Source organism: Kitasatospora sp. NPDC058492 (assembly GCF_042720685.1).
Classification (GTDB): domain Bacteria; phylum Actinomycetota; class Actinomycetes; order Streptomycetales; family Streptomycetaceae; genus Kitasatospora.
Map to the genome: position 1 here is coordinate 80,822 of NZ_JBHXMU010000027.1, position 17,202 is coordinate 98,023.

Sequence of the window (17,202 nt, forward strand, 5' to 3'; positions counted from 1 at the left end):
CTCCCCCGACCCCCGAGGAGGCCGGCCGTGATCCTCTACCTCGGGCGCCGACTGCTCGCCGCTGCCGGCATCCTGCTGGCCGTCTGCGCGATCACCTTCACCATCTTCTACCTGCTGCCCTCCGACCCGGCGGTGGCCGCCTGCGGCAAGACCTGCAGCCCCGAACGGGTCGCCGAGGTCAAGGCGGCGATGGGCCTGGACAAGCCGGTCTGGGAGCAGTTCGCCACCTACCTCACCGGCATCGTCGCCGGGCGCGACTACGGCAGCGGCGCCAGCGCCACCCACTGCGGCTTCCCCTGCCTCGGCTACTCCTACGAGTACTCGCTGCCGGTCTGGGACCTGCTCACCGACCGCCTGCCGGTCTCCGTCTCGCTCGCCATCGGCGCGGCCGTGCTCTGGCTGGTCCTCGGCCTGGGCGCCGGCGTCACCTCGGCGCTGCGCAAGGGCGGGCTCACCGACCGGACGCTGATGGTGGCGTCGGTCGGCGCCGCGTCGCTGCCGGTCTACTTCACCTCGATCATGCTGATCTGGGGCGTCGTCCGGACGGCCGGCCTGCTGCCGTACCCCGCGTACCACGCGTTCACCGACGACCCGGTCGCCTGGGCCTCCAACCTGCTGCTGCCGTGGATCGCCCTGGCCCTGCTGTACGCGGCCATGTACGCCCGGCAGAGCCGCAACTCGATGATCGAGGCGATGGCCGAGCCGTACATCCGCACCGCCCGGGCCAAGGGCCTGCCGCCCGGCACCGTCGCCGTCAAGCACGGGCTGCGCTCCGGGATGACGCCGATCCTCACCATCTTCGGCATGGACCTCGGCGGCCTGCTGGCCGGCGCCGTCATCACCGAGTCCATCTTCGGCCTGCCCGGCGTCGGGCGGCTGTTCTACGACGCGCTGGTCCGCTCCGACCAGCCCGTCATCCTCGGCGTCACCCTGCTCGCGGCCTCCTTCATCGTCGCCGCGAACCTGCTGGTCGACCTGCTCTACGCGTACGTCGACCCGAGAGTGAGGTACTGATGACTCTGTTGGAGGTCGACGACCTCAGGGTCTCCTTCGACACGCCCCGGGGCGTCGTCCGGGCGGTGGACGGCATCTCCTTCGCCGTCGAGGCCGGGCGGACCCTCGGCCTGGTCGGCGAGTCCGGCAGCGGCAAGTCCGTCACCTCGCTCGCCGTCATGGGCCTGCACCGCGGCGCCGCCGTCACCGGCTCGATCCGGCTCGACGGGATGGAGCTCAACGGGCTCGGTGAACGGGCGTTGGGCGCCGTCCGGGGCCGCCGGATCGCGATGATCTTCCAGGACCCGCTGTCCAGCCTGCACCCCTTCTACACCGTCGGCGAGCAGATCGCCGAGCACTACCGGGTGCACTTCAAGGCCAACCGCAGGGCGGGCCGCGCGCGGGCGCTCGAAATGCTGGCCGAGGTCGGCATCCCGGAGCCGGCCCGGCGGGTCGACGAGTACCCGCACCAGTTCTCCGGCGGCATGCGCCAGCGCGTCATGATCGCCATGGCCCTCGCCTGCGAGCCCGAACTGCTGATCGCCGACGAACCCACCACGGCCCTCGACGTCACCGTCCAGGCGCAGATCCTCGACCTGATCGCCCGCATCCAGCAGGAGCGCGGCCTCGGCGTCGTCATGATCACCCACGACCTCGGCGTGGTCGCCCGGGTCGCCCACGAGGTGCTGGTCATGTACGGCGGCCGGGCCGCCGAACAGGCCTCGGTGGACCGGCTGTTCGCCGCCCCCGGGCACCCGTACACCCGCGGCCTGCTGGACTCGCTGCCGCGCCTGGACGACACCGACGACGCCCCGCTGCGGGCCATCCCCGGCAGCCCGCCGTCGCTGATCGCCCCCGCCCCCGGCTGCTCCTTCGCCCCGCGCTGCGCCCGCACCGACGCCGCCACCGCCGAGGAACACGCCCGCTGCCTGGCCGAACGACCAGAGCTCGGCCCGCTCGCCCCCGGCCACCAGGCCGCCTGCCACCTGCCACTGGTGCCGGAAGGAGCCCGGCCATGACCGAAACCCTGCTGTCCGTGAGGGACTTGGTGAAGACCTTCCCCGGTCGACGAGGGCGCACCGGCCGCCCCGGCGCCCCGGTCCGGGCCGTCGACGGCGTCAGCTTCGACGTCGGCAAGGGCGAGACGCTCGGCCTGGTCGGCGAGTCCGGCTGCGGCAAGTCCACCACCGGGCGGATGATCGTCCGCCTGCTCGACCCGACCTCCGGCACCGTCACCTTCGACGGCACCGAGATCGGCGGGCTCTCCCAGGCCCGGCTGCGACCGCACCGGCGGCACCTGCAGATGGTCTTCCAGGACCCGTACTCCTCGCTCAACCCCCGGCAGACGGTGGCCCGGATCATCTCCGAGCCGCTGCTGCTCCAGGGGTTCGGCGCGGCCGACGCGCGCCGGCGGGCCGGCGAGCTGATGGAACTGGTCGGGCTGATCCCCGAGCAGATCGACCGCTACCCGCACGAGTTCTCCGGCGGCCAGGCGCAGCGCATCGGCATCGCCCGCTCGCTCGCAACCTCGCCGAAGCTGGTCATCGCCGACGAGCCGGTCTCCGCGCTCGACGTCTCCATCCAGGCCCAGGTGGTCAACCTGATGGAGCGGCTCCAGCAGGAGCTCGGCCTGGCGTACGTGTTCATCGCGCACGACCTCTCGGTGGTCAAGCGGGTCTGCGACCGGGTCGCGGTGATGTACCTCGGGCGGATCGTCGAGATCGGCGACAAGGCCGAGGTGTACGGCAGCCCGGCGCACCCGTACACCAGGGCGCTGCTGTCCGCCGTCCCGCTGCCCGACCCGGCGGCGGAGCGCGCGCGGGAGCGGATCGTGCTGCTCGGCGACCCGCCGAGCCCGGCGAACCCGCCGTCCGGCTGCACCTTCCACCCGCGCTGCCCCAAGGCGCAGGAGATCTGTCGCACGGACCGTCCGCTGCTGCGGATCGCCGGGCCGGGCGGCCGGGAGGCGGCCTGCCACTTCCCGGAGGCCTGATTCCCGGAGGCCTTCGGGGGCCTTCGCTGGCCTTCGAGGGCCTTCATGAGCCGGCTGAGGCCGGCTGACCAGAGCCGCCGTACCGCCCAGTTGCCCCCACGCCGGGCGGTACGGCACCCAACGGGCGAGGGACGCGATCCCTCGCCGCAGACGCCCGGTCGGGCGCGGCGGGGAACCTCACGAGGGCCGCGTCCGACCGGGTTCCACCGTGTTCACGGTCAGGCCGTTCTCATGGTCCGACCGTGTTCACGGTTCGGTCGTTCTCAGGGCCCGGCCGTTTTCATGGCCCGGCCGTCTTCACGGTCCGGACGGCCCGCCCGCCTCGCCCGCCGTGCCCGGCAGCAGCCGGCGCGGGCCGGGCCCCTCGGCGGCCAGTTCGTCCCCGGGGTTGAGCACCCGGCAGCGGCGCAGTGATACGCAGCCGCAGCCGATGCAGCCGGTCAGCTCCTCCTCCAGTCGCTCCAACTCGGCCCGCCGGGCACGCAGTTGTTCGGCCCAGCGCCGCGAGATGCGGTCCCAGTCGTGCTTGCCCGGCATCCGGTCCTCGGGGAGCCCGGTGAACACCTCGGCCACCTCGGAGAGCGGGATGCCCAGCCGTTTGGCGACCAGGATGAGCGAGATCCGGCGCAGCACGTGCCGCCGGTAGCGGCGCTGGTTGCCTGGCGACCGCTCGGAGGAGATCAGCCCCTGGTCCTCGTAGAAGCGCACCGCCGAGGTGGCGATCCCGGCCCGCCGGGCCACCTCGCCGACGCTCAGCAGGTCGACCGGTCCGGTGTCCATGCCTGCTCCTCGACTCCTCGACTTCTTGACTTCTTGACTTCAAGTCCTGTTGAAGATCCAGCGTACCGGACGTGGTCGTACCAGTCGCTGCGCAGAGCGTTACTGCCCTTTCTGAGCAGGACAGTTACCCACTGGAGTCGGTGCCGAACGGCCTCGTCGGAGGTCGGCGTGAACCGTTCTCCGGGTGTGGCGAGACCCATGAGCCGGCCCCGGGCCCCTTTCCGTCGGAGGGGGGCCCAGGGCCTTTGCTGTGGGTTCCTACGAGGCCGGGCCGACCCGGACGGTGGTGATCCGCCCGCCCTGGGACTCCCGGACGACCTCGATCCTGGTGTTGGTGTCCGGCACCTTCACCGCGAGCTGCGGGAGGGCCGGGTCGGTGTACGTGCCGGTGTGGTCGTTGAAGACCGGGACGGCCGGCTCGGACGGGATCCGCACCGCGACGCCGCCCTTGTGCAGGGTGAACGCCGTGGTCGGCCTGAGCGAGAACGGCGCGTCGTAGGTCTGCGCCCGTCCGTTGACCAGGGTGCCGTCGGCGAAGCGGACCGCCGCCGGGTGGGCGTCGATCGGCAGGATCAGCCCGCCGCCGGGGTGGTCCTTGGTGTTGTTGTCGCCGTACGCGGTGTCCCACAGCCAGAGCAGGACGCCCTCCTGGTACGGGTAGGTGTCGACGACGTCGGCCTTGCCCGCGACGCCGCTGTACCCGAAGTTGTACGGGCCGGTCTTCAGGAACGCGCCGTAGCCGGTGTAGCGGCGGTTCTCGGCGAGGTAGGCGCGCGGGTGCTGCTTGACGGCGGTGCGGCCGGTGATGACGGTGAAGCCGGTGGCGGTCCAGCCGTTGGCGCCGTTCTCGGCGCCGTCGGCGAAGAGCTCGGTGCCGCCGGCGGTGATCTTCACGGCGTCGACGAGCACGCCCCGGCCGTGGGTGTTGCCGTCGGAGGTGGCGTGGAAGCGCAGCCGGACCTGCTGGCCGAGGTAGCCGTCCAGCGGGAGGTGCAGCTTCCGGTAGGTGCCCGAACTGCCGCTGAGCCCCGGAGTGTTTGCGCTGGTGTTGCCGATCGGCGCGCCGTCGACGGTGCCGCCCAGGGCCGTCCAGTGCTTGCCCTGGTCGGTGGAGGCCTCGACGGTGAGGAAGTCGTAGTCCTGCTCGGTGTCGTACCAGGCGGCGGCGTCCAGGGCGGCCGGGCCGGTGGCGGTGCGCAGGTCGACGTCCCGGCTGAGGGAGTTGTCGAGGTTGTCGCCGGTGTCGCTCCACCACTGCCTGGCGCCCTCGTACGGGTCGGCGAGGTCGGTGCTGGTGGTGCTGTCCGGCAGGTGGACGAGCAGCGCCTGGGCCTGGTCGGTGTTGTAGCCGCTCACCCCGAGGGCGTGGCTGGAGCGGGTGGCGGCCTGCGCCTCGTCGTAGTCGAGCCAGCCGAACTGGAGCTTGCTCCAGGCGTCGAGGTCGCCGGGGTAGCCGCCGGTGGTGTTCGGCCCCTTGCCGAGGTAGGAGCCGGAGGACATCAGCGACCAGAAGTTGACGCTGTTGTCGCCGCCGTTGGTGCTGTACAGGTCGGGCAGGCCGAGGTTGTGGCCGTACTCGTGGGCGAACAGGCCGACGCCGCTGTTCTCGCCGGCCTGGACGTAGTCGTAGACGTAGAGGCCGGTGTCGCCGACCGGCGCGCCGCCGATCTTGTTGCCCTCCGGGCCGGTCCGGCCGGTCGCGTCGGGGAAGGTCCAACTGCGGTGCGCCCACAGCGCGTCGGCCCCCTGGGCGCCGCCGCCCCAGGTCTCGTCGACGCCGGCGTGCACCACGATGACGTTGTCGAGGTAGCCGTCGGGCTGGTTGAACTCGCCGGTCTTGGTGTGGTCGTAGCGGTCGTAGACGTCGTACTGGGCGAGCTGCGCCTTGATGTCGGCCACGCTGCGGCCCTTGGCGATCTCGCCGTCGTACCAGGCCTTGACGGCGTCCCGGATGAACTCCTGGCCCTGGGTCCAGGCGCCGGAGCCCTGCGGGCCCTTGTTGCTGCCGTAGCGGGCCTCGTTGTACGGGACGGTGACCCAGTCGCTGACGGTGCCCTGGACGTCGTAGCGGCCGGAGGACTGGGTGCGGTAGTAGTTGCGCATGGACACGGTGCCGGGCGTGTCGTCGAAGAACATCTTCTGGTAGTAGTCGCGGCTGAAGTCCGGCTCCCACAGCGTGTGGTTGTCGCCCTTGCCCGGCTTGGGGATCTGGTCGTGGCGCGGGCCGGGGGTGCCGCCGTAGCGGGGCTGGCCGTTGTACTGGGTGGTGTTGTCGACCTCGTCGCCGAACTGGGCGAGGATCACGAAGACCTTGTCCGTGCGCTGGTGCGCCAGTTGGACGTAGTCGTTGCCGACCTTCACCTTGGCGGGGGCCCGCTTGCCGGCGGTCTTGGCGACGGCGCCCTGGTTGAGCTGTTCCAGGGCCTTGGTGCGGAGCGCCTGGCGCTCGCGCTCCTGGGGGGCGAGCGGTGCGGGCGGGGCTTCGGCGCCGCCTGCCTCGGTGCCGCGTTCGGCCGCGGCGATCGTGGCGGGGGCAGGGGGAGCGGCCTGGGCGGGGGTGCCCAGCAGGGTGGCGGCTATCGCGCTCGTGGTGAGCGCGGCCGCAAGAGCGGCGGACAGTCTGCGCAACTGACCGGTCCTTTCCGGGGGATGGGGTTTGGGGGTGGAGTAATCGTTCGGTGAAGCGCAGGTAATATTTCACATGTCACGGGTCACGTGGAAGAGGTGCGGGCAAGGCGAAGGGCGCCGCACCACCGGTGCGACGCCCCTGCCCGCGAATCCGGCGGCTCAGCCCAAGGACGCCCGCAGGAAGGCGAGTTCGGCCTGGGTGACCTGCTCGTTCACCCCGCCCGGGGTCATGTGGGTGACGCCCGGCAGCGGCAGCACGCTGTGCGGGCGGCCGGCCTTGGTGAGTGCCTCGGAGAGCAGCAGGGTGTGCGAGGGGTGGACGTTGTCGTCGGCCAGCCCGTGGATCAGCAGCAGCGGCCGGGTCAGCCCGGGCGCGTCGGTGACCAGGCAGTCGTCGGCGTAGCCCTCCGGGTTGTCCTGCGGCAGCGCGAGGTAGCGCTCGGTGTACGCGGTGTCGTAGTGCCGGAAGTCGGTGGGCGGGGCGCCCGCGCAGGCGGCGTGGAAGACGTCCGGGCGGCGCAGCACGGCGAGCGCCGCGAAGTACCCGCCGTACGACCAGCCGCGCACGCCGACCCGGCCGAGGTCGAGGTCGTGGTGCTGCCCTGCGAGTGCCTGCAGGGCGTTCACCTGGTCGTCCAGCGCCACCTGGGAGAAGCGGCGGAAGATCGCCCGGGTGAACTCCGGCGAGACGAACGGGGTGCCGCGGTTGTCGGTGGTGACGACGGCGAAGCCCTGGTCGGCCCACCACTGGCGGAGCTGCCAGCGGCGCGGCTCGGCCGCCACGGCCTGGAAGCCGGGCCCGCCGTAGACGTCCAGCAGCACCGGCAGCCGGCGGCCGGGGACGTGGTTGCGCGGGTACACCACGGCGGTGGGCAGGCCGAGTTCGGTGACCCGGGCGAGCCGTGGCCGCACCCGGTAGGGCAGGGCGGCGCTCAGGTCGGTGAGCGGCAGTGTGGGGCCGTCGGGCGAGGCGTCGAGCGAGCCGTCGCGCAGCAGTCGGCGCCGGATGCCGTCGGCGTCGGCGGTGGTGAGCAGCAGGGTGCGGCCGGCGGCGAGTGCGGAGTGCACGCCGGGGCCGGTGGTGACGGGTTCGGGTGTGCCGCCGTCCGGGTCGACCAGGTGGACGTACTGGTCGGCCGGGTCGCCCTGGCCGGTCTCGCAGAGCAGCCGGCCGTCCAGGTGCCCGACCACCCGGCGGATCTGGAGCCCGGTGGTGTCCAGCGGCTTGCCGTCCAGGGCGAGGCCGCGGGCCTGCGGGGTGTCGTGGGCGGTGAGCAGCCGGCCGTCGGCCAGCCGGGCGGGGGTGCCGGGCAGGTCGTCGACCCAGAACTCGTCGGTGGTGCGGGAGAGTTCGCGGGTCTCTCCGGTGGCCGGGTCGGCGGTCAGCAGCAGGATGTGCTGCTGGAGCCGGTCGGCGACGGTGAGCAGCAGTTCCTGGTCGGAGGCCCAGGTGGCGGCGCAGAGGTACGGGAACGCGGCGGCGTCCCAGCGGAGCCGTACCCGGCTGCGGTCGAGGCCGAGGACCCAGAGCTGGACGTCCGCGTTGGGGCCGCCGGCCTGCGGGTAGGCGAAGTCCTCGGCGGGCTCGCCGGGGTGGGCGGGGTCGGCGAAGTAGCGCCGGGGGAGGGCGGATTCGTCCACCCGGGCGGCCAGCAGCGCGCCGCCGTCGGGGCGCCACCAGTGGCCGCGGGAGCGGCCGAGCTCCTCGGCGGCGGCGAACTCGGCGACGCCCCAGCGGGCGCCGTCGGCGGGGGAGAGCGGTTCGAGGTCGGGGGTGGCGTACAGGGCGTCGTCGGCGACGTAGGCGACGCGTTCGCCGGCGGCGTCCGGCCGGGGGTCGAACGCGGGCCCGGCGACGGGCAGTTCGGTGCCGGCGCCGGTGGCGGTGTCGATCCGGAACAGCCGGCCGTCGAGGACGAGGACGGCGGTCGCGAGGTCGGCGGTGGCCGCGTACGTGCCGATGCCGGCGGCGACCAGGCGGGTGCGTTCGCGCAGCCGTCGTTCGACGGCGGGCAGGTCGTCGCGGCGGCCGGTGCGCCCGGGGGCGAGGACGGCCGGGTCGGCGACCAGTCGTTCCTCGCCGGTGGCGGCGTCGAGCAGGTGCAGGCGGTCGACCGGATCCTCGGAACCGGTCGAGCGGAGCAGCAGCAGCCGGGTACCGTCCTCGGCGAGGGTGAACGCGCGCGGCGCACCGAAGGTGAACCGGCCGGTGCGGGCGCTGAGCGACAGGAAGGGGTCGGTGATGGTCACGGCCCGATCGTCGTATCGGAGCGCGCCACCCGACCAGTACCCTGTCATGTGAAATGTCACACACCACAATGGGGAGGATGCCGTGATCGAGGACCTGTGGACCGTCGAACCCCCGGCCCCGCTGCCCGCGGCCGACGGGCTGTTCGGCATCTCGCCGGACGCGGCGCACCTGAACCACGGTTCGTACGGCGCGGTGCCCGTCCCCGTGCAGCGCGCGCAGCAGCGGCTGCGCGCCGAACACGAGCTGGACCCGGACGGCTTCTTCGCCGACCTGCCTGCCCGGGTCGGCGCGGCGCGCACCAGGATCGCCGCCGACCTGGCCGTCGACCCGGACCGGCTCGCCCTGGTCTCCAACGTCACCGAGGCGGTCGCGATCGCCCTGGACACCATCCCGTTCGCGCCCGGCGACCGGATCCTGGTCACCGACCACGGTTACGGCGTGGTCACCCGGGCCGCCGAGCGCCGGGCCGCCGAGACCGGCGCCGAGGTGGTCGAGGTCGAACTGCCGCTGGACACCCCCGACGAGCAGGCCGTCCGGGAGGCGGTGCTCGCCGCCGTCGACGAGCGCGTCACCGTCGCGGTGCTGGACCAGATCACCTCGCCCACCGCCCGCCTGATCGCAGGCCCGGGCCTGCTCGCCGACCTGCGCGAACGCGGCGTGACCACCGTCGTGGACGGCGCCCACGCCCCCGGCATGCTGCCCGCCCCGGCCGACCCGAACGCCGACTTCTGGTTCGGCAACCTGCACAAGTGGGCCTTCGCCCCGCGCGGCACCGGCGTGCTCGCCGTCCGCCCGGAGTGGGTGGACCGGGTGCGCCCGCTGACCTTCTCCTGGGAGCACGACCGGGGCTTCCCGTGGAACGTCGAATGGCGCGGCACCTGCGACTACACGGGCTGGCTCGCCGCCCCGGCCGGCTTCGAGCTGCTGCGCGAGCTCGGCCCCGAGGCGGTGACCGCGCACAACGCCGCACTCGCCGGGTACGGCCAGCGGGTGCTCGCCGAGCGGGCCGGCCTGTCGCCGCTGCCCGCGACGCCCGGGGTCTGGATGCGCTCCGTCCGGCTGCCGGCCGGGTGCGTCGAGGCGGAGCAGGACGTGAAACCGCTGCGGGACGAGGTGTGGCAGCGGCTCGGCACCCGGATCGCGATCCGGCCGTGGGCCGGCGGCGGGGTGCTGCGGGTCAGCGCGCAGCTGTACAACCGGCCGCGGGAGTACGAGCGGCTGGCGGACGGGCTGGCCGACCTGCTGAAGGGCTGACCGGCGCGCGGGGGCCGGCCTGCGCGCGCGGTTATTCCGGGCCGGCTCCGGGCGGTTCCCGGTCCGCACGCGGCTACTCCGGGCCGGCCCGCTCGGAGCTGCCTCGGTCGGATCCGGCTCGCTCGGAGCCGGCCCGTTCGGAGCTGGCCCGCAGCTCGGCGAGCAGCAGGTTCTGGTCGGCGAGCAGCCCGGTGAGGATCCGCCGGGCCGCTCGCAGCAGGTCGGCGACGTCGCCGCCGGCCAGCGCGTACACCACCGTGCTGCCCTCCCGGGTGGCGGTGACGATGCCGGACCGGCGCAGTACCGCGAGCTGCTGGGAGAGGCTGGAGGGTTCGACCTCCAGCTCGGCGAGCAGCCCGCGGACGGGCGTCGGTCCGGCCTGGAGCAGTTCCAGCACCCGGATCCGGACGGGATGGCCGAGCATCCGGAAGAACTCGGCCTTGGCCTGGTAGAGCGCTACCGCCACGAGTCCCCCCTTCCCTGGGGTCGGTCCGCTCAGATCTCCAGCGAGAGTTCGATCCGCTTGAGCTGGTGGCGGGCCATCGCGAGGTTGGAGCGGCCGCGGTTGAGCGCCAGGAAGAGGAAGAGGCCGCGCCCGGTGGGCGTGGTGATCGGTCGGACCAGGTGGTACTGGTTGGTGAGGCTGATCAGGATGTCCTCGATCTCGTTGTCGTGCAGGTTGAGCATCTCCATCGCCCGCATCTTGGCGCGGACCACGTCGGTGTTCCCGGCGGCGGCGACGTTGAGGTCCAGTTCGCCGCCGTCGCCGAGGCTGCCGAGCGCCATGCCGCTGCCGTAGTCGACCAGGGCGACGCCGATCGCGCCGTCGATCCCCATGGCCTCTTTGAGGGACGTCTCCAGGTTCGCCATCGTCGGTGTCCTCCCGTGAGTTGGTGGCGGTGGCTCCGCCGTGGCAACGACGGTAGGGAGACCGGCGGCCGTCCACCGAGGATGACCGGAGACGTCCGAAGCTGGTCGGACTCTGATCACTTGAAGATGTTTGCAACTATGGATGTGAGAGGGAAGCGATCCCGGAATGATCCCGCGGCCGATCCTGCGGCCGATCCCGACGCAGGGAAGCCGCGGGGAAAGCCGTACGGAAGCCCTACGGAAAGTCGCACGGAAAAACGGTGCTATCGATGTCAGTGCCGCCGGGTAACCTCTCGCTGAGATGCGAGATCACACCAACCACACCCGGACGGCGATGAACACCCCTGAGCCCCAGCCCCACGACGACCAGGAGCTCAGCCCCGCCGAGGCGTACGCGGCCAGCCGCCGCCGGGCCAAGGAGCAGGCGACCGCGCTCCACGGCTTCCAGCAGCTGTACGACTTCCCGCTGGACGACTTCCAGCTGGAGGCCTGCGAGGCGCTGGAGGCCGGCTCGGGCGTCCTGGTCGCCGCGCCCACCGGCTCGGGCAAGACCATCGTCGGCGAGTTCGCCGTGCACCTGGCCCTCCTGGGCGGCCGCAAGTGCTTCTACACCACGCCCATCAAGGCGCTGTCCAACCAGAAGTACGGCGACCTGGTCAAGCGCTACGGCGCCGCCAAGGTCGGCCTGCTCACCGGCGACAACACCGTCAACGGCGACGCCCCCGTGGTGGTCATGACCACCGAGGTGCTGCGCAACATGCTCTACGCGGGCTCCAGCACCCTCGACGGCCTCGGCTACGTCGTCATGGACGAGGTGCACTACCTCGCCGACCGCTTCCGCGGCGCCGTCTGGGAGGAGGTCATCATCCACCTCCCCGAGTCGGTCACCCTCGTCTCGCTCTCCGCGACCGTCTCCAACGCCGAGGAGTTCGGCGACTGGCTGGACACCGTGCGCGGCGGCACCCGGGTGATCGTCTCCGAGACCAGGCCCGTGCCGCTGTGGCAGCACGTGATGGCCGGCAACCGGATGTACGACCTGTTCGCCAACCCCGACCGGGACGGCCGCCCCAAGGACGGCCCGCGCAACCCCGGCAAGGCCGTCAACCCCGAGCTGGTCCGGCTCGCCCGCTCCGAGCTGGACCGCAACCCGCGCGACCGGTTCGGCCGCGGCCGGGGCCGCAGCATGCCCAACGGGCGCCCCGGCCGGGTCTGGACGCCGGGCCGGGTGGACGTCATCGACCGGCTCGACGCCGAGGGCCTGCTGCCCGCGATCACCTTCATCTTCAGCCGGGCCGGCTGCGAGGCCGCCGTCCAGCAGTGCCTCAGCTCCGGCCTGCGGCTCAACAAGGACGCCGACCGCGCCGTCGTCCGGGCCTTCGTCGAGGAGCGCTGCGCCGACATCCCCGACGAGGACCTGCACGTCCTCGGCTACTTCGAGTGGCTGGACGGGCTGGAGCGCGGCATCGCCGCCCACCACGCCGGGATGCTGCCGCGGTTCAAGGAGGTGGTCGAGGAGCTGTTCGTGAAGGGCCTGGTCAAGGCCGTCTTCGCGACCGAGACCCTGGCGCTCGGCATCAACATGCCCGCCCGCTCGGTGGTCATGGAGAAGCTGGTCAAGTGGAACGGCGAGACCCACGCCGACATCACCCCCGGCGAGTACACCCAGCTCACCGGCCGGGCCGGGCGCCGGGGCATCGACGTCGAGGGCCACGCCGTGGTGCTCTGGCAGCGCGGCCTCGACCCGGAGGCGCTGGCCGGCCTGGCCGGCACCCGCACCTACCCGCTCAAGTCCTCGTTCCGGCCGTCCTACAACATGGCCGTCAACCTGGTCTCCCAGTTCGGCCGGCACCGCTCGCGTGAACTGCTGGAAACCTCCTTCGCCCAGTTCCAGGCCGACCGCTCGGTGGTCGGCATCGCCCGCCAGGTCCAGCGCAACGAAGAGGGGCTGGAGGGCTACCGCGAGTCGATGACCTGCCACCTCGGCGACTTCGATGCGTACATGGACCTGCGCCGCCGACTCAAGGACCGGGAGAACGAACTCGCCCGCGAGGGCAGCGGCCAGCGCCGCGCGGCCGCCGTCGAGTCGATCGAGCAGCTCAAGCCGGGTGACGTCATCCACGTCCCCACCGGCAAGTTCGCCGGCCTCGCACTGGTCCTCGACCCGGGCCTGCCGCCGGTCAGCCGCAACGGCCGGGTCGGCCGCCACCCCGACTTCCAGGACGGGCCCCGCCCGGTGGTGCTCACCGCCGAGCGGCAGGTCAAGCGGCTCGCCATGATCGACTTCCCGTACCCGGTCGCCGCCGTCGAGCGGGTGCGCATCCCCAAGTCCTTCAACCCGCGCAGCCCGCAGTCCCGCCGGGACCTCGCCTCCGCGCTGCGCACCAAGGCCGGCCACCTCGAACCCGAGCGGTTCCGCCGGGGCCGCGCGGCCGCCGCCGACGACCAGGAGATCACCCGGCTGCGCACCGAACTGCGCCAGCACCCCTGCCACGGCTGCGACGAGCGCGAGGACCACGCCCGCTGGGCCGAGCGCTACCACCGCCTGCACCGCGACACCGAGGCGCTGGAACGCCGGATGCGCTCCCGCACCCACACCATCGCCCGCACCTTCGACCGCGTCTGCGGGCTGCTCACCGACCTCGGCTACCTGAGCGGCGACACCGTCACCGACGACGGCAAGCGCCTCGGCCGGCTCTACGGCGAACTCGACCTGCTCGCCTCCGAGTGCATCCGCGAAGGCGTCTGGAGCGGCCTGGACGCCGCCGAACTCGCCGCCTGCGCCTCGGCGTTGGTCTACGAGGCGCGCCAGTCCGACGACGCCACCGCCCCCCGGGTGCCGGAGGGCGGGGCCAAGGAGGCGCTCGGCCAGATGGTCCGGATCTGGGGCCACCTGGACGCCCTGGAGGAGCAGCACCGGATCAACACCGCCGAGGGCGTCGGCCAGCGCGAGCCCGACCTCGGCTTCGCCTGGGCCGCCCACCGCTGGGCCCTCGGCCACAGCCTGGACCAGGTGTTGCGCGACGCCGACATGCCGGCCGGCGACTTCGTCCGCTGGACCAAGCAACTGATCGACGTCCTCGGCCAGATCCAGGACGCGGCCGGCGAGGACGCCGAACTGCGCCGGACGGCCCGCAAGGCCGTCGACGGCCTGCGCCGCGGCATCATCGCCTACTCCTCGGTGGGCTGACCGCCGAACGCCAGGGGCCCGCCCGTTCACCCCGAACGTGCGGGCCCCTGGCGTATCCGGTGGCTTCCTACCCCCCACCCCCGTGCGGCCTCGGCGGGCCGGAGCGGCACCGGAATTGTGAGCGGCTGCACGAGAAGTCGATCAGGTCGACTTCTCGTGGAGAAGGGGCAGCCGAAACGGGCGAGGCGATACCGATGGTCAGGGCGCGGCAGGCGCCGGGGCGAAGTAGTCGCGGAGCATCTCCGTGGTCCACGCGGGCTGGCGCACTTCTCCGCGCGGTCCGAACTCCTCGAACCAGGGCTTCACTTCGAGGACCGGGGTGCCGTCGATGGCGTCCAGGTCCTCGACGTGCAGGTCCAGGCCGTCGACCTTGAGGAGGCGGCAGCGGGAGGACCCGAGCCAGTTGATGCGCCGCATGTTCCGGTGGCCGAACACGCCGACCTCGGGCCAGTCCGGGTTGTCCCGGGGGCGGCGGGCACCGAAGTTCAGATCGGTCGGGTCGGTCCTGTGGAACCGGAAGATCACGTCGAGGTGGGAGAACTCCTCCAGTCCCTTCGTCGCGTCGGGCGGAAACCTGTCGCCGTCCAGCCGGATGATGGCGCGGGTCCCTCCCCAGTGGTCGTCGGTCGGTTCCGTACGACCTCCCACAACATGACCGAGTGCTTCCACGCTGAAGACGTCACCCACGTGTTTCCCCTCCTGTGAACGGACCGCGCCAGAACGGCGGGTCAGATGGTGGCTGCCAGATAGTCGGCGGCGCGCCTGTCGACGGCGTCGATGTGCTGCACCTTCCGTCCGCGATAGGGCGAAAGCGCACTGCGAATTTGTAGAGCGACCTCGCGGGTGCGGGCGGAGCGGACGGTCTGCATGGCGTCGAGCGACTGGGACCAGATGGTGCAGGCTTCCTCGATGGAGTGCTGCCCGGCCTTCACGAGGCCCAGGTGGCCGAGGGTGACCGCGTGGGTCCTGGTGAACGTGGAAGCCTTACGGGTCGCGACGCTGCGCTCGAACTCCCTTGCTGCACCTTCCAGGTCGCCTAGGTCGCGTAGCACCGACGCGGTCTCGTGCGCCAAGGAAGCCTCGCCGAAGAAGAACACCCGGGGTGGTTCGTCGTCACCGGGCGAGGCTGCCGACAGATCGCGTTCGGCCTGGAGCAGCGCGGCGTTCGCCTCAGCAGTGCGCCTCGCAGAGGCCAGGGCCCGTGCGTGGACGACGCCGAGCAGGGACCGTTCGCGAGGGCCGGCGAGCCGGTACCGGTCGTCGGCCATCGATGCCTCGGCGACCCTGACGGCATGGTGCGGTTTCCGGAGGTCGACCGCTTGGTGAGCCATGGCGCGCAGAATGTGCCCGGCCATCGCGGGGTCGTCGGCCTCGGCCGCCAGTTTCACGGCGACGGTGTAGTAGTGCTGGGCGGCGGGGTGCTCGCCGTTGTCGAACGCCGTCCACCCGGCCAGGTAGGCGAGTTCGGATGCTGCGGAGAACATGTCCCGCCGAATCAGGTCGGAGGAGAAGGTTCCTTGGAGGAACTCTCCGACGTCTGTGAGGAGGTACTGCGCGACCGCCGTGCGCCCGTGCCCGCCGCCACGGCGCTGGTCGAGCTGGGAGAACAGCCTTGCCACGTCCCGGACGGCATCCACATCGGCCTGACCGGCACGGCGTTGTGTGATGCCGCGACTCTCCGTTCGGGCCATCTGCTCCCACCAGTTGTCGGGCGGGATGCTCAGCGTCCCGAGCGAGTACGTGAGCGTGCGGAGGAGCTGTCTGCGTTCCACGTCAACGTCGATCTGTCCGAGAGCCGCCAGGGCCTTCAGCGTATCCAAACCCCAGTCACACAAGTCCGGTTGCTCGTTCCCGAGCCCCGTCGTCGCCAGGGCGACATCCCGGTTCAGCCAGCTGGTGAGCACCTCGGCGGGGTACTGCGGGATGTTCCCGGAAGGCTTCACGCCCTGGCGGACCCACTGCGCGTGGCGGTCGAATTCGCCAGCCTCGATTGTCTGAAGCGGGTCGGCAACGGCGGAAACCCACGCAGAGGTCACAGGGCCCGATGCCGTTCTTCGAGGACCTCGAAGAACGGCATCACCCGCCAGACCGAGTCGGGGAGTAGGCCGTGCGGGATGTGCCAGTCGCGCATTTCGTTCGCCCCGAACTCTCGGCAGGGGGAATCGGCTCGACCATTGCGGAGCTGGCAGTCGGGTTCTTGTGGTCAGCGGCGCTGCAACGGGCACGGTGGGGGTGTCTCGTCGGTCGGGTTGAAGGTTCGGGGGCACGACACGGCCGAGACCGCTCGGAGTTGCTGGCCTGGGGTCCAGTACGTCCACACCACGTCGTGTGGGAACGTGTCGAGCGAGGTCCGGGCTCGTTCCAGCCGGGTCGTCGGGTCAAGGTCGGTCTCCAGCGCCGGGGAGTCGGCGAGTTGCTGGCCCAGCCACTCCAGCGCCTCGGCCGGGTCGTTCGTCGTGAGCTTGATCTGTGCCGTCGACTTGGCGAGCCAGTGCATGACCTCCAACGGCGGAAGGGGGCTCGACCACTCGGGTCTCACGCCGTTCTGCCCTGTGGCGGGTCGTCGTTCGGAGTCGTCCGGTCGTTTGTTGCCTGCCCAGGCGTAGCAATGCCAGTGCAGGCCGGGCCTGTTCCAGTGATCCATGAGCGCCCTGCCATGATGAGGAGCGGGCCCCGTTCCCAGTTGCGTTGGGAGCGGGGCCCGCCTGTTCGGTGTGCGTCAGGCGGCGGTGGTGGTGAAGCGGGCCGGGTCGATGCCCGCCGCGCCCAACTCCGCCGTGGTGAAGCGGAGCTCCCGGTTGGGGGCCTTGGTGTCGCCCATGATCCAGAGGCCGCCGGCCACGCCGGGCACTTCGCGGAGGGTCATGCACGACTCGCCGTCGTCGCCCCCGCCCTGGTTCCCACCGCAGGCTTTGTGGGTGGCGGATCCGACCGGGATGTCGATCTCGTACAGGTCGCTCATGGCGCTGCCTTCCTGTTCGACGTTTGCGGGGAATCCGTCCCCGCGCGGTGGTGCACCCGCAACCGGCCGGACTCCGAACGGCCGGCTGTGGGGGTCTCGGGCCCGCCCTGCGTCAGCGGTACGGGGGGTTGGTCGCGCACGCCCGGGCCGTCAGCCCCGTTCGCTGACGACGATTCCCGGGGCGTCACTCAGCACCCGGCACCATCCGGGTTCAGGCACTCTCCGGATGCCTCGTGCCGTAGGCGCAGGACCCGCGCGTTCGTCAGCTTGGAGCGGTCCACGCT

14 protein-coding genes are annotated in these 17,202 nt (G+C 72.0%); 5 read left to right on the top strand and 9 right to left on the bottom strand.

The window, feature by feature from the left end; translation table 11 throughout:
* Window positions 1-27 precede the first annotated feature (27 nt).
* From ACFWPI_RS19540 to ACFWPI_RS19550, 3 genes are read left to right on the top strand one after another with little or no spacing between them, the layout of a single operon-like run.
* A complete protein-coding gene (locus tag ACFWPI_RS19540; protein WP_380376162.1) occupies window positions 28-1,014 on the top strand; it encodes an ABC transporter permease in 987 nt (328 codons plus the stop codon).
* Complete coding sequence (locus ACFWPI_RS19545; protein ID WP_380376160.1) at window positions 1,014-2,012, top strand: ABC transporter ATP-binding protein; 999 nt, start codon at window positions 1,014-1,016, stop codon at window positions 2,010-2,012. The genes ACFWPI_RS19540 and ACFWPI_RS19545 overlap by 1 nt, the downstream gene beginning before the upstream one ends.
* The gene (locus ACFWPI_RS19550; RefSeq protein ID WP_380376158.1) at window positions 2,009-2,986 is read left to right on the top strand and encodes an ABC transporter ATP-binding protein; all 978 of its coding nucleotides are present in this window, start codon (window positions 2,009-2,011) and stop codon (window positions 2,984-2,986) included. The genes ACFWPI_RS19545 and ACFWPI_RS19550 overlap by 4 nt, the downstream gene beginning before the upstream one ends.
* Before the next feature lie 297 nt (window positions 2,987-3,283).
* Here ACFWPI_RS19550 and soxR read toward each other — a convergent pair whose 3' ends face one another.
* The 3 genes from soxR to ACFWPI_RS19565 form a co-directional block, all read right to left on the bottom strand.
* A complete protein-coding gene (gene soxR / locus ACFWPI_RS19555) occupies window positions 3,284-3,766 on the bottom strand; it encodes a redox-sensitive transcriptional activator SoxR (protein WP_063346885.1) in 483 nt (160 codons plus the stop codon).
* Window positions 3,767-4,024: 258 nt separating this feature from the next.
* On the bottom strand, window positions 4,025-6,394 hold the full coding sequence (locus ACFWPI_RS19560; protein WP_380376156.1) for an immune inhibitor A domain-containing protein: 2,370 nt from the start codon (window positions 6,392-6,394) through the stop codon (window positions 4,025-4,027).
* 159 nt (window positions 6,395-6,553) lie between these two features.
* Window positions 6,554-8,644 (bottom strand): prolyl oligopeptidase family serine peptidase, encoded by a 2,091-nt coding sequence (locus tag ACFWPI_RS19565; RefSeq protein ID WP_380376155.1) that lies wholly within the window; start codon window positions 8,642-8,644, stop codon window positions 6,554-6,556.
* Between the two features lie 82 nt (window positions 8,645-8,726).
* On the opposite strand from ACFWPI_RS19565, the gene ACFWPI_RS19570 reads away from it, so the two are divergent.
* A complete protein-coding gene (locus tag ACFWPI_RS19570; protein WP_380376153.1) occupies window positions 8,727-9,899 on the top strand; it encodes an aminotransferase class V-fold PLP-dependent enzyme in 1,173 nt (390 codons plus the stop codon).
* Window positions 9,900-9,972: 73 nt separating this feature from the next.
* Here the strand turns inward: ACFWPI_RS19570 and ACFWPI_RS19575 are convergent, their stop codons facing one another.
* Together ACFWPI_RS19575 and ACFWPI_RS19580 are read right to left on the bottom strand one after the other, a co-directional pair.
* Window positions 9,973-10,365, bottom strand: a complete 393-nt coding sequence (locus ACFWPI_RS19575; RefSeq protein ID WP_063346883.1) for a helix-turn-helix transcriptional regulator — start codon at window positions 10,363-10,365, stop codon at window positions 9,973-9,975.
* A gap of 29 nt (window positions 10,366-10,394) precedes the next feature.
* Window positions 10,395-10,769, bottom strand: a complete 375-nt coding sequence (locus ACFWPI_RS19580) for a hypothetical protein (RefSeq protein WP_063346882.1) — start codon at window positions 10,767-10,769, stop codon at window positions 10,395-10,397.
* Window positions 10,770-11,103: 334 nt separating this feature from the next.
* Here ACFWPI_RS19580 and ACFWPI_RS19585 point away from each other — a divergent pair, with 334 nt between their 5' ends.
* Window positions 11,104-13,956, top strand: a complete 2,853-nt coding sequence (locus ACFWPI_RS19585; RefSeq protein ID WP_063346881.1) for an RNA helicase — start codon at window positions 11,104-11,106, stop codon at window positions 13,954-13,956.
* A gap of 198 nt (window positions 13,957-14,154) precedes the next feature.
* Here ACFWPI_RS19585 and ACFWPI_RS19590 read toward each other — a convergent pair whose 3' ends face one another.
* The 4 genes from ACFWPI_RS19590 to ACFWPI_RS19605 all read right to left on the bottom strand — a co-directional run bounded on the left by ACFWPI_RS19590 (window position 14,155) and on the right by ACFWPI_RS19605 (window position 16,918).
* Window positions 14,155-14,604, bottom strand: a complete 450-nt coding sequence (locus ACFWPI_RS19590) for a TrmO family methyltransferase (protein WP_380376152.1) — start codon at window positions 14,602-14,604, stop codon at window positions 14,155-14,157.
* 80 nt (window positions 14,605-14,684) lie between these two features.
* The gene (locus tag ACFWPI_RS19595; protein WP_380376151.1) at window positions 14,685-15,992 is read right to left on the bottom strand and encodes a Tat pathway signal protein; all 1,308 of its coding nucleotides are present in this window, start codon (window positions 15,990-15,992) and stop codon (window positions 14,685-14,687) included.
* A 167-nt stretch (window positions 15,993-16,159) separates the two neighbouring features.
* Window positions 16,160-16,453, bottom strand: coding sequence for a hypothetical protein (locus tag ACFWPI_RS19600; protein WP_380376150.1), 294 nt, complete (start codon window positions 16,451-16,453; stop codon window positions 16,160-16,162).
* 222 nt (window positions 16,454-16,675) lie between these two features.
* The gene (locus ACFWPI_RS19605; RefSeq protein ID WP_380376148.1) at window positions 16,676-16,918 is read right to left on the bottom strand and encodes a DUF397 domain-containing protein; all 243 of its coding nucleotides are present in this window, start codon (window positions 16,916-16,918) and stop codon (window positions 16,676-16,678) included.
* Window positions 16,919-17,202 lie beyond the last annotated feature (284 nt).